This window comes from Sphingobacterium deserti, from assembly GCF_000757725.1.
In the GTDB taxonomy this organism is placed as follows: Bacteria; Bacteroidota; Bacteroidia; order Sphingobacteriales; family Sphingobacteriaceae; genus Sphingobacterium; species Sphingobacterium deserti.
This window is the reverse complement of record NZ_JJMU01000009.1, coordinates 20,760-33,907: the sequence shown is the minus strand read 5'-3', so window position 1 is coordinate 33,907 and position 13,148 is coordinate 20,760. Positions and strand designations below refer to the sequence as shown.

At 42.8% G+C, this 13,148-nt stretch carries 12 protein-coding genes; 5 read left to right on the top strand and 7 right to left on the bottom strand.

What is annotated here, in order from left to right; genetic code table 11:
- The first annotated feature begins 33 nt into the window (after positions 1–33).
- The 3 genes from DI53_RS02885 (at position 34) to DI53_RS02875 (ending at position 3,319) form a co-directional block, all read left to right on the top strand.
- Entirely contained in the window at positions 34–642 is a 609-nt protein-coding gene (locus DI53_RS02885) for a C40 family peptidase (protein ID WP_037495171.1), read from the top strand.
- 92 nt (positions 643–734) lie between these two features.
- A complete protein-coding gene (locus tag DI53_RS02880; protein WP_241462359.1) occupies positions 735–1,235 on the top strand; it encodes a hypothetical protein in 501 nt (166 codons plus the stop codon).
- 521 nt (positions 1,236–1,756) lie between these two features.
- Complete coding sequence (locus tag DI53_RS02875) at positions 1,757–3,319, top strand: calcineurin-like phosphoesterase C-terminal domain-containing protein (protein ID WP_037495170.1); 1,563 nt, start codon at positions 1,757–1,759, stop codon at positions 3,317–3,319.
- Between the two features lie 191 nt (positions 3,320–3,510).
- Here the strand turns inward: DI53_RS02875 and DI53_RS02870 are convergent, their stop codons facing one another.
- The 5 genes from DI53_RS02870 to DI53_RS02850 form a co-directional block, all read right to left on the bottom strand.
- A complete protein-coding gene (locus tag DI53_RS02870) occupies positions 3,511–4,812 on the bottom strand; it encodes a mechanosensitive ion channel family protein (protein ID WP_037495168.1) in 1,302 nt (433 codons plus the stop codon).
- A gap of 58 nt (positions 4,813–4,870) precedes the next feature.
- Positions 4,871–6,232: a nucleoside permease gene (locus DI53_RS02865; protein ID WP_037495166.1), complete on the bottom strand. Its 1,362-nt coding sequence runs from the start codon at positions 6,230–6,232 to the stop codon at positions 4,871–4,873.
- A 17-nt stretch (positions 6,233–6,249) separates the two neighbouring features.
- Positions 6,250–6,876, bottom strand: coding sequence for a bifunctional nuclease family protein (locus DI53_RS02860; RefSeq protein ID WP_037495164.1), 627 nt, complete (start codon positions 6,874–6,876; stop codon positions 6,250–6,252).
- Between the two features lie 108 nt (positions 6,877–6,984).
- Positions 6,985–7,959, bottom strand: coding sequence for an electron transfer flavoprotein subunit alpha/FixB family protein (locus DI53_RS02855; protein ID WP_037495163.1), 975 nt, complete (start codon positions 7,957–7,959; stop codon positions 6,985–6,987).
- 25 nt (positions 7,960–7,984) lie between these two features.
- Entirely contained in the window at positions 7,985–8,722 is a 738-nt protein-coding gene (locus tag DI53_RS02850) for an electron transfer flavoprotein subunit beta/FixA family protein (protein ID WP_037495161.1), read from the bottom strand.
- Positions 8,723–9,137: 415 nt separating this feature from the next.
- On the opposite strand from DI53_RS02850, the gene DI53_RS02845 reads away from it, so the two are divergent.
- Together DI53_RS02845 and DI53_RS02840 are read left to right on the top strand one after the other, a co-directional pair.
- Positions 9,138–9,476 carry a tetratricopeptide repeat protein gene (locus tag DI53_RS02845; RefSeq protein WP_037495190.1) on the top strand — a complete coding sequence of 113 codons (339 nt, stop codon included), beginning with the start codon at positions 9,138–9,140 and terminating at the stop codon, positions 9,474–9,476.
- Positions 9,477–9,548: 72 nt separating this feature from the next.
- Positions 9,549–9,965: a copper resistance protein NlpE gene (locus DI53_RS02840; RefSeq protein WP_037495159.1), complete on the top strand. Its 417-nt coding sequence runs from the start codon at positions 9,549–9,551 to the stop codon at positions 9,963–9,965.
- Positions 9,966–10,280: 315 nt separating this feature from the next.
- On the opposite strand, the gene DI53_RS02835 is transcribed toward DI53_RS02840, so the two are convergent.
- Both DI53_RS02835 and lnt read right to left on the bottom strand, forming a co-directional pair.
- On the bottom strand, positions 10,281–11,417 hold the full coding sequence (locus tag DI53_RS02835) for a cysteine desulfurase family protein (RefSeq protein WP_037495158.1): 1,137 nt from the start codon (positions 11,415–11,417) through the stop codon (positions 10,281–10,283).
- 111 nt (positions 11,418–11,528) lie between these two features.
- Entirely contained in the window at positions 11,529–13,145 is a 1,617-nt protein-coding gene (lnt, locus tag DI53_RS02830) for an apolipoprotein N-acyltransferase (protein WP_037495156.1), read from the bottom strand.
- Positions 13,146–13,148: the final 3 nt, after the last annotated feature.

Genomic DNA, 13,148 nt, shown 5'->3' with positions numbered 1-13,148 from the left:
GTCTCGCATTTTCCCATTCATTACATTTGCTATATGGTTAAATCTATACAGCGCTTTCACATTGTTCTTTACCCGCTGATTTTTATGTTGCTTTTGCTTACATCTTGTGGGGCCAGAAAGAAATCTGCCGGTAGTGGACGTGTGCTAACATCTGGGAATGTGGGTGCCAAAGGAGGCATACCTACCGATGCAAGTGATGCCCGCGGTAAGCCGCTATCTGGATCAAAAATGGAAAATTATGCCGATCTATTGGGCGTATCGGTGCGTGAACTGGATAACAAATCACTCTATACTTTTATTGACAACTGGATGGGCACCCCGCATCGTTTTGGCGGCACCCAAAAGTCAGGAGTAGACTGTTCCGGCTTTGTGGGCATGCTCTATAACGCGGTATACAGAAAGAACTTGCCGCGCACATCTCGGGATATGGGCGACAATGTAAAGCGCAAATATGAAAACAAGTTGAAAGAAGGCGATCTTATCTTTTTCTCTTTCGGTGGCAAGAACATAGACCATGTCGGTGTGTATTTGCATAATAACAAGTTTGTGCATGTTTCCACACGTAAAGGCGTCATCATATCAGACATAAAGGATAGCTGGTACTACAAATATTTTGTGCGCGCAGGTACGCCTAAAATCTAACATTCAAATTACATAACTTATCTGATTCTGTCCCTGCTACCGTTCCAAGTTCGGCCTTATTGTTTATTTTTGCGACATATTCTATTAGTGTCATGAGTAAAAGAACGAAGGCTATTTTTTTGGGACTGTGTATCATTGGGTCATTTTTTATCTATTGTGTATTCTATTATTCCAATATGTTGAAAAACGCACCCTATCGCTTTTCCGATTTTGAGTATATCACCATAGCCTACGGAACACGAGATTCCATGCTAAACACTTACAATTCAGCTACCCAAGATTATCAATACGTGAATAGAAGCAATCAAGTCGTGAAGCAAAAGCTTAAACTAACTGATGACGATTTGCTTTTCCTACATCGCAAAGCCATGGAAATGGGTTTTTGGAATGTAGATAATGACATGACCACGCCCCGTAAAGATTCCATCGAAGGGCATGACGTTCCCCGTTATGAACTTGAATATAAGTACAAAGAAAAAAGTAAGAAAGTGGTGTTGGATGCCGATTACGCAGGAAACCAAAAAATGAAGGACGCCACCAAAACGACCATCGAAAAAGTGCTAGAAATGATTAATATAGCCAATGCGAGATAGAAGTCGGTAGTGCGTAGGAGTCAGTATTGCGTAGTGAGATTTTAGTATATCGATTTTAATACTAGTGTCTAGTATATAGACATCAGTACTTAGTATATAGACATTAGTACTTAGTATCTAGACATTAGTACTTAGAAATGGTGCCGGATCCAATACGATTACTTTTCACTTTTAAATTTTTATTTTTTACTTTTAGCCGCACTTCCCTTTATTAAACGAGATGTCGCATCGAAAGCTTTGCAATATGTAAAAATTTGCTCTAGCACAGACCATCCCTGCAAAGGTTTCAAGCGACGGGGTTTTGTTACTTTTGCCCTACAAAAGTAATGCCCTGCCGCGGCATGCGGCGGACGGGATGAGGGTGGGACAATTCGTATATAACAAAACTTTATAAAAGGGACACTTTGCAGCGGCACGCGGCAATTGTAAATCTGCTATTACGTAACAACAAGTTAATCTCCGCTTTACAATTTCTTTATTTGATAAACCTAAGTTTGCCGATAGACAAAACGAAAATCTCTATGAAAAATATCATTTGGGCACTTGTTGCATGTGCCCTGTCCGGAACGGCCCTTGCTCAAGAGCTGGCGCGCGGTGTGGTTTACATTGATGCAAATGCGAATGGCATGCGCGATAAGAAAGAGTTAGGCCTTGCCGGTGTAAGCGTAAGCAATGGCGTTGACGTGGTGCAAACCGACGCCAAAGGGAATTATCAACTGCCGGTTCAGGATGATAATATTATTTTTGTCGTTAAACCATCAGGTTATAAACTTCCATTAGATCAGGAAAATCATCCGAAATTTTACCATATCCACAAGCCGAAAGGTTCCCCATCGTTGAAGTTCGCTGGCGTGGCTGCGACGGGAAAGCTACCTAAATCGATTGATTTCGGTTTGCAACCTGTTGAAGAGCCAGTAAAATTTTCTGCCTTTGTGTTTGGAGATCCACAAGTCTATAACGAAGCTGAAATGGATTACTTCAAGCGTGCTGTAGTCGATGAAGCGAAGACCAGAAAAGGACCTGCTTTTGGCATTAGCCTTGGCGATTTGGTAGGTAATGACTTAAGCTTACACCCGGGCTATAAACAAACCATCAGCCAGATGGGACTTCCCTGGTACAACGTTATTGGTAATCACGATCTTAACTTCGATGTAAAAAGCGATTCACTTTCTGACGAATCTTTTGAGCGCCTATTTGGCCCAGCAAATTACGCTTTCAATGTTGGCAATGCGCATTTCATTGTATTAGATGACGTGCTTTATCCGCATCCTACTACAGGAGAAGGTTATCAAGGTGGATTTAGAGAAGAACAATTGGATTTCGTGGAAAACAACCTTCGTTTTGTTCCGAAAGAAAAGTTGGTCGTGCTAGCCTTCCATATTCCATTAAATCCAGATAATGAAGCTTGGTTCAGAAATGAAGATCGCCAACGCTTGTTTGATTTGCTTAAGGATTACCCGAATACCTTATCGCTTTCAGCGCATACCCATTTTCAGCAACAAAACCATTACAACGCTTCGCACGGTTGGAAAGGGAAACAGCCGCACCATGAATACAATGTGGGTACCACCTCCGGCGATTGGTATTCAGGGCAGCTAAATGCACAAGGCATTCCAGTGTCTACTATGCGGGACGGGACGCCGAAAGGCTATGCGATATTGCATATCGATAATGACCGTTATTCGTTCGATTACAAGGTGGTGGGTGAAGATGATAGTTATGCAATCAATCTTTACGGGCCTGCTGTGGTGTCAGCAAAATATGTGCGTCGCTATCCCTTGTATGCAAACTTCTTTATTGGGTCAAAAGACAATGTCGTTCGTTACCGTGTTGACAACGGGAACTGGAAAAAGATGGAGCAAGCTGCTGACCAAGATCCAAGTTACACACAGGCCGTACTTACATTCGATGGCGCCGATAAATTAATCGACGGAAGACGCCCTTCCGATGCCGTGCCGTCGACGCATCTTTGGAAAATTAAGCTTCCAAAGCTGGCTATTGGCAAACATAGCATAACCGTTGAAGCGAAGGATATGTTTGGGCGAGTACATACGGCTAAGAAGGACATAGAAGTTGTCGAATAATAAATTTGAGCAGCATACCACTTATTTAATAGCACGCTAATATTGAATTAATATGAAATGCTCACCTTTGGAGTAGAGTAATTTTGTTCATAGTGTTATGGTTAATGTGAGGCCTGTTGCGAAATATGCTGAAGCAAAATTTGTTTTCATACAAATAGAGAAAAGGTTGCCAATCGGCGACCTTTTTCATTTTATAACTGTTGCTGAAACACCCCTCTCAAATCGTCCGAAGCAGGCAATTCAAAAACTTCCAGATCGAAATACTTGATGGCCGCAAATAGGTGATCAAATATGTTGGCCATCGTATTTTCGTAAAACACCCAATCGGTACTTGCGGCAAACATGTAAAGTTCAAGCGGCAGACCATGCTCAGTGGGTGCCAACTGTCGCACCATCAGCATTCTGTCTTGATGTATGTTTGGGTTGTTTTGAATGTAGTTCGTGATGTATGTTCTAAACAAACCGATGTTGGTCATCCGTCGCCCGTTAACAGGCATGCTGGCGTCCGCATTTGCTTGTTCATTATAGGCTGTAATCTCCTTTTGTCGCTGCGCTATATAGGGTGCAAGGATTTGGATACGGCTGAGGTCGGCAATCTCCTCCTCGCTTAGATACCGGATAGATGATATTTTGATAGGTATCGCTCGTTTGATCCGGCGGCCACCAAACTGCCGCATACCTCTGTAGTTTTTGAAAGAATCCGTCAGCAGCGTATGCGTAGGTATCGACACGATCGTCTTGTCGAAGTTCTGCACCTTTACATTGTTTAAATTAATCTGGATAACGTCGCCATCGGCGCCATACTTCGGCATTTCCACCCAGTCTCCCACACGCACAGAATCATTTGCAGATACCTGTATGCTTGCTACGAATCCCAGTATGGTATCTTTAAACACCAGCATAAGAATGGCGGAAGCTGCGCCTAGAGAAACTAAAAAAGACCAAGGGGAGCTCCCGGTGATTACGGAAAAAGCAACTGTTCCAGCAACAAATAACATGAAAATCTGGACAACCTGTAAGTAGCTATCGATGGGTTTATCAGCAAAAGCTTTGGAATTTTGGAATATGTCCCGCAGTGTTTTCAGTAAGCTACTGATAAGCTTAACAACCAATATAATGATAATGACTGCCAGGAACTTCATCATGACCTCTGTGAAATTCGGGAAGCCGATGAATATAGAGGGAAGTAGCTGTTGGGCTAATATTACTGGTATAAGATGACTGAGGTGGTCCAGCACATTATTCTCCAATAATTTGTCATCCCATGTCGTGCTCGTTTTGGTGATCAGACGAACAAAAAGGGTTTTAACGATTTTTCTGGTGATGTAGTCCGCTATAAGAAGTATAAGGAGAGCGGCTAATAATAACAGCGTAGTACTTACTAAATGTGCTAGCTGCTGTGGAAGACCTGCTGTTTCGACACGATCCAAGGTCCAGTCATAAATAAAACTTTTTTGTAGTGTGGGGATGTTAATAATGTTTGTTTTTTCCATATTAACGGGCAAATATACAAAAAACGAAAGAGACGGTTGTGGCCGTCTCTCTCATCATTTAGTCATTTACACGTTCATGCTTATGTTTAAAAAACAGTGCAAAAAGAATAGCAATTATCAACGTGTATCCTGCGAATGCTAACCAGATATGGTGCCAGTCTTTCAGTAAGACCGCCTTACTAAAAGCGCCATCCTGAACGATAGAGACACCACGTTCATCTAAGAAACGCAGCAATGAATGATTGGCAACGTTCGTTTGTAGATAGCTTGCAAGGCTGGATATATCAGCAAAGGCAAGCGTGAAATATTCATCAATAACCCAGCCGGATAGCAAACTTCCCAGCACCGCTCCAAAACCGTTAGTCATCATCATAAAAAGCCCTTGTGCCGAGCTACGGATCTGCGAATTTGTCGATGTTTCGACAAATAGTGAGCCGGAGATATTGAAGAAGTCGAACGCCATACCGTAAACAATACAGGATACAATAATCATCCATAAGCCAGTGGTAGGATCGCCGTATGCGAATAAACCGAATCGCAAAACCCACGCAAACATAGAAAGCAGCATGACCTTTTTGATACCAAACCGTTTTAAAAAGAATGGTATCGCCAAAATAAACAAGGTTTCTGAGATCTGCGAGATCGACATAATAATGGTCGAACGCTGAATAACGATAGAGTCTATATATTTTGGATAAAACTTAAATTCATCTAAAAAGACATCTCCATACGCATTGGTCAACTGTAAGGCACCTCCTAAAAACATAGAGAATAGGAAAAAAAGCGCCATCTTGTAGTTGCTGAAGAGCTTAAAGGCATCTAGTCCTAGCATTTGCATCCATGACTGGTTTTCTCTATTCACGTTGCGTGGTGGGCACTTCGGCAAGCTTAAGGCGAAAAGACTTAACCCAAAAGATGCTGCACCAGCGATATAAAACTGATAACCGGTCGCTTTGTTCCCGCTCAGGTTCACCAACCACATCGCTGCAATAAAGCCTATTGTACCCCATACGCGAATAGGAGGGAAGGCTTTTACCAGATCGTATTGCCCGTTGGTTAGCGCCGTGTAGGAAATGGAATTGGACAGTGCTAACGTAGGCATGTAAAAGCACATGGCCAGTAACATCACATAAAAAAACGTCTGTGGGTCGGTAACCTCTGGTAGATAAAATAATGTCGCACCATAGAGCAGATGCATTAAACAGTACAGTTTTTCTGCATTGACCCATCTATCAGCGATAATACCCATCAGCGTAGGCATAAAAAGAGAAGCAATACCCATGGTCGCAAAGACGGCACCAAACTGTTTTCCGTCCCAGTCTTTGGTGCCAAACCAATAGTTCGCTATCGTAATTAACCAAGCTCCCCAAACAAAAAACTGGAAGAAGCTCATTACGGTTAATCGTAATTTAATTGACATAGTATGTTATTAGGGAATTATGATTTTCTTCGTTCGATTTCGTCACGAATTTTCGCGGCGGTCTCGTATTGCTCCGCTTCGATCGCTTTATTCAACGTCGCTTCTAATTGTTCGTCATTGAGATTAGCATAGGGAGATTTAATTTGTTGTTTTCTTTCCGGTTCAGGCTCCTTGTGTAAGGTGTTCTCCTTCTGCGGGAGGTTTTCCATGTTTTCTAAAAAAGCGAAGTCATTGCTTTCGATGATGATGCCTGCAGCATCCATAATGAAGTCATAGGTATAGATCGGTGATCCAAAACGAACTGCAAGCGCCACTGCATCGGATGTTCGGGAGTCTAGTTCAATGGTCTTGTCCCCATTCGAACAAATTAATTTAGCGAAAAAGATACCGTCAATAAGGTTGTAAATGAGTACCTCTTGCACCTTGATATGAAAATTGTCCGCAAATGTTTTGAAGAGATCATGAGTGAGGGGACGGGAAGGTTGCATTTTTTCGATTTCTACAGCAATGGCTTGAGCCTCAAATCCGCCAATGATGATCGGAAGTCGCCGGTTGCCCCCTATCTCTCCTAATACAAGCGCGTAAGCTCCGGACTGTGTTTGACTATATGATAACCCAACTATATCTAATTTGATTTTCTTCATTCTTGATGCCTTACCGTCCTACAAAGATGTAAATATTCAGGACAAAATAAAAATGGCTAGACGCAATTTATTGACGACTAGCCATTTACTTTGTATAAATAGTGTTGTTTAGTTGTTTTTATATGTTTTAAAGGCCTCAATTAGCTGCGGTAGAACCTCAAAAGCATCACCTACGATACCATAATCGGCAACTTTAAAGAATGGTGCCTCCGGATCTTTATTGATCACCACAATAGTTTTAGAGGCACTTACGCCTGCAAGATGTTGGATCGCACCGGATATCCCAATAGCAATATATAGTTTTGGCGTGACCGCCAATCCTGTCTGTCCCACGTGCTCTGCATGTGGACGCCAGCCTGCATCAGAAACGGGCTTCGAACATGCAGTTGCGGCACCCAGTACGTTTGCCAATTCTTCCACCATAGCCCAATTTTCAGGACCTTTCATACCGCGACCCGCGGACACAACAATTTCAGCCTCAGGCAATGATACTTTGTTGGTTGCACGCACAATATCTTTGATTACTGTAGAAAGATCGCCAGGGGATAAGTTAGGCTGATAAGATTCTATCGTCATCGATGTTGGATGCTCTTTCGCTTCCATGCTATTCGGTGTTAAAGCGATGACGCGCTTTTGGCCGTCAAGCTGCTCCGTGGCTATGGCCTTGTTAGAAAATGCCGTCTTTTGGATCGTCCAGCTGTCGCCGGACATCTGGGGCAAGGAGATCGCGCCATCGCCCAAGGCAGCATTTAGTTTCGCAGCGATGCGCGGTGCGATACCTTTGCCACTGAATGAGTTGGAAAGCACGACGGTATCAGCGCCAACGCTAGTCGCAACCTCTGCAATAACCGAGGCGTAAGCTTGGTTCAGGAATTGTTTTAGCTCCGCATTATTGACCGTTATCAACTTATCCGCCCCATACGTCCCGATATTTTCCAACTCACTTTCTGCCACCTCACCAATGCTAAGTGCATATACAGGCTGGTTAATCAAGGTTCCAACTTCTTTCGCATAAGACACCGCCTCCAAAGCTGATTTTTTGAAAGCCCCATCCACATGTTCTATATATACTAATACTGACATAAATATTTCTCTTAAAATGAAGGAATTAAATGACTTTCGCTTCTGTGTGAAGTAAATTCACCAGTTGCGCGATATCTTCTTTGCTGATTAGTTTGACAGCGCCACGCGCCGGGGGCGTTTCGTATTGAACGATTTTCGACAATACAGGTACCTCAACAGCATCAATAACCTGTAAGGGTTTGGTTCGTGCCGTCATGATGCCACGCATGTTCGGGATTTTTGGTTCAGCTACACCTTCTGCCGTTCCTATCACGACCGGCAAGCTCACGGCTAAGACTTCTTTCCCGCCTTCGATCTCACGTTCTACCGTGATCTCTTCGCCATTGATCTGCAAACTTTTTGCGATAGATACAGAAGGAATAGCGAGCAGTTCACCTAAAAAGCCCTGTACTTGAACCCCGTTATAGTCTATCGATTCTCGGCCAGTTAATATCAAATCAAATTGCTGCGCTTTCGCGAATGCTGCAATCTGATTGGCAACAAACCAGGCATCACGCGGGAATGCATTAACGCGAACGGCATCATCTGCACCTACTGCCAACGCCTTTCGAATTGTTGGCTCTGCATCCGCTTCGCCCACATGTATCACCGTGACAGTACCTTTGCCGCCTTCGGCAAGTTCGACGGCCTTTGCTAAAGCTATCTCATCATACGGATTAATAATATACTGAACGCCAGCATTATTAAAGCGCGTATTATTATCCGTAAATGTAATTTTTGATGTAGTGTCCGGAACATTACTTAAACATACGAGTATCTTCATCAGTTTATATTTAGCAGTTTATATTTAATTACAAATCTCACTCTTACAGCCGCCATATTGAGTATATACAACCTAAATTGAATATGTTTTTATAATCGGCTTTTCACAAACTTATCGAATTTCGAATATAAAATCAAACATTTTCAGTGCACCTTAAATAGTTGCTAAACCTTGAAATTTTATGGTATTTATAATCATTTGTGATTATGGTTGATATAGTGTTAATTATTGTATTGATAATTTTAAAAAATTTTAAATTTTAAAAGGGATTCGCGCTTTTGATGTCAGCGTCAATACAATGTCATTTTCTATGCTAGCATAGTAATTTAAAAATAGCCTATTTATCTGAATGCAGTCTTCAGACCACCTAGATTTTGTACTTTTGAAGGTACATTTAGTTTACGACAATTTTTATATGAGCAACCGAATTGAAGAGTTGAAGCAATTTTTGCAAGAGTCTCCGCAGGATCCTTTTCTTAAATATGCCCTAACACTAGAATATAAAAAAGCAGGAAATACAGAGCTTACCCTAGCTGGTTTCGAAGAATTGGTTAGCCTGCATACAGATTACGTTGGCACGTACTATCACTTCGCAAAATACTTAGAAGAAATTGGCAAGCGGGAAGAGTCATTAGCCATGTATAAACAAGGGATGGAAGTCGCCCAGCGTATGCGCAATAGGCACGCTTATGGCGAGTTACTAGCGGCATACAATTTGGCTATGGGCATAGAAGATGATGACTGGGATGATTAATAAAAGCATTTAAATTGCATAGTTAACGTTTTGTGGTATCTTTTTTGTAGTTGATACACAAAATCTTATGTGATGCGTTTTGTTGTATATTTAAGTGGACTTTTACTTGCGTTTTCTGCAATCGTTGGTTGCATAAACACTCGGACGAACGCAAGTGTCGACAACAGCAAATTTGGCAAAATTACAGAAAGTAGGGTAGTAGGATCCTATAGCGGCGACTTACCGTGTACAGATTGTGATGCTATCGCTACCGTTTTGACCTTAGCTAACGACAAGGGCTATACCCTTGAATATGTTTATGTAGGGAAAGGGATGGAGGCATTCTCCAAATCTGGTAAATGGGAGCTAGACAATGGTGAACTAAACCTGGAAGGGCTGGATTACAAATACAAAGTAGAACTCAATCAGCTTAGGCAATTAGATCTATCTGGTAAAGAGATTACTGGCGATCTGGCCGAGCGATATGTGCTTCATTCTTTAGAACGGTAGAAGTTTTTTAATCCAATAACATCATACTTCTGAAACAGTTATCGAGAGAATACATCTGCTTACCAAATGCATGGCTTCTACGCCGACACCTATGCTAAACCGCATAAGACCTTTCGCAGTCTGATCTTATTACGTTCGACAACTTTATTTGCAGTTGGCGGCAGTCTCCGCACAGACACCCATTCCAACAAACAGGAAGTTACGGTTATTTTTCAAGAATGGTAAATGTATCACCCTGCTGAAGTCAGCTATTATAGTAATAACATAGATCCAGTTTCCGACAGTGGCGGTTCATACGCGAATGACAAAAGTTGCTTACTTGTGGTTTTCACAAAGACCCTTTAACGTCTTCACCACAAAATCCACTTCATCCTTTGTATTGTATTTGCTGAAAGAAAACCGAACGGAAGGGCGGGTTGAATCGCATGCTAACGCACGCAATACGTGACTACCTATCTCAGAACCTGAACTGCATGCACTACCACCGGAAGCAGATACACCAGCTATATCTAAGCTAAAAAGGAGCATGTCTGCAATATCTGTACAAGGCAAAGAGACGTTCAAAACGGTATACAATGATTTCGCCGCTTGATCGTTCCCATTAACGGTAACATCAGGTATGGCTTGGCGAAGTTCTGCAAGCATATAGTCCTTCAACCCCTGGATGTGCGCTTGGTGCTGCTCCATTTCTTGATAGCACAACTCAAGCGCCTTCGCAAGACCCACGATGCCATATACATTTTCCGTACCCCCGCGCATGTTCCGTTCCTGCGCGCCGCCATAAATCAAAGGCTGGATTTTATTTCTTCCATTGACATAGAGAAAGCCTACGCCTTTAGGGCCGTGAAATTTATGTGCAGCGCCCGTGATGAAATCAATTTGTAGATCAGCAAGATCGTGAATATAATGCCCCATGGTCTGCACCGTATCCGAATGGAACACCGCATTAAATTCTTTACAGATTTCAGCTACCGCCTTTATATCTGTAAGATTACCGATTTCGTTGTTGGCGTGCATCAGCGATACAAACGTTCGCGGATTAGCTGCAAGTAGTTCGCGAAGGTGAACAAGATCTACATTTCCCGCCTCATCCAACCGGATAAGATCTAGATGAATGAGGCCACGCTTTTCCTGCTCTTCCAACGTATGCAGTACCGCATGGTGTTCCAAAGGCGATGTTATCGCATGTGTGATGCCTAAATCGATAATGGAGCGCACGATAGCCATATTATCCGCTTCGGTACCCCCAGAGGTGAAAAATATTTCCGAAGGCGACGCTTTTAATAGTCCTGCAACCGTTTTTCTAGCTTTCTCAACAATAGTTTTTACCTGACGCCCATGCGCATGAATGGAAGATGGATTACCGAAATTCTCCTGCATTGTTTCCGTCATAACCTGTATAACTTCAGGTGCTAGCGGTGTTGTGGCGGCATTATCAAAATATACTTGCATGTTGCAAAAATAGGTAAAGGAACTGTAAATAGAAACAATGTAGTTAATTGCTATGTAAATACCCTGCCGTATAGATGTATTAAGATTGTCGCGACAACCTAATACATCACGCTAGGCACGCGGCACTTTTCGGCGAATAAGATTATAGATGGAAAACAGACCTCCTGCGAGGACGAGGTATAAGATGATGTCACCATTTCGCGTATAAAATGTCAACTCTTCGTTCAGATTAATTTCCTGCGTTAGTGCTGCAGGCTCCCACCATGTGGTATGTTGTACGATATCGCCACGCTGATTGATAAATCCGGAAATCCCTGTATTGGCCGAACGCGCTACCCACCGCCTATTCTCAATAGCCCGTAATTTAGCATACGCAAGATGCTGATCTTTTCCAGATGTGTCTCCCCACCACCCGTCGTTAGTAACGATAGCGATAAATTGCGCACCTTGCTTAATGTATTCGGCCACATAATTTCCCCAAATGGACTCGTAGCAAATAACCGGAGCGGCGCCAATACCGCTCTGCGAATATACAACTGAAGGCTCCTGTTGGCTTCCGTAACCGCCTGTCGAGCCTCCAAAATGTGCGAAAAGAGGTTTCATAAAGGCGAGAACCTGGCCAAAAGGGAGCTGCTCCACGCCGGGGACAAGCTTTGATTTATGGTAAAATTGTAGCTTGCTCGATTCGTCGATCAGCACAGCAGCATTAAAAGGGGCCAAAAACCTGTTATCCCCATAATCACGAGCGGTCATGGTTTTTTGGTAATTATAGATTTGGTAACTTTCAATGCCAGATAGCACATTTCCATTTTTGTATGTATTAAGGAACGATTGAATACGATCATATGCCGGGTATGATCTGAATTCTTCCTCATCGATACCGCCCCTCGCCGAAATGGCGGTTTCTGGCCAGATAAAAAATTCTGTATTTGGTTTCCCTACGCTATTGGACAGCGCCATAAGGTTTGTAAGCTGTTCCTCTGGCGAGACAAAATTGAACTTGCCATAAGGATCCACATTCGGCTGCACCACAACTACCTCTGAAGGGTTTATATGTTCGGTATAGCTGTTATACTGAACAAGGGATATGCCGGAAGGAAGAATAAGCGTAATCGCTAAAGCTACATATAGTTTTTTGTTGTTTATTGCTTCTACCTTCTCTCGTTTCTGCCACAGGAGTAAAAAGCACAAAATGTTGGCTATCCAAATCCAAATAGAACCGCCAAATACGCCTGTGACAGTATACCACTGAATCAGTTGGTGGAAGTTAGCAAATGCATTACCCAGCGTCATCCAAGGAAATGCAAGATCCCACCATTGGTGCAAAAATTCATAGGCCAACCAAAACGAAACCAGACCGACAAAACTGTAACCTATGCCTGTTTTTCTGCGGAGCTGATAATACAAGCGGAAAGCCAAAGCCATTAGAAGTGGCGCTAGTCCAAAGGGAATCAGTGCTATTAAGATGGCAACATACCCTGGTAAGTATGCGCTCATGGCATTATATACCCAATAGATAGAAGCAGTGTTCCATAGGAAACCCGTAAGGAAAGCAAGTCGGAAGATCTGCTGTCCTTTTCGCTTTTCGTCGCTCCGGATCACCCGCTCAACGGCAAATAAAAGTGGTACAAATGCAAAGAGCAAAATCGGGCTACTATACGGTATAGGCGGCCACGCCAACCACAATAAAAAGGCGCTTAGCAGCGCTAATAAATAATTATTCTTCACTTC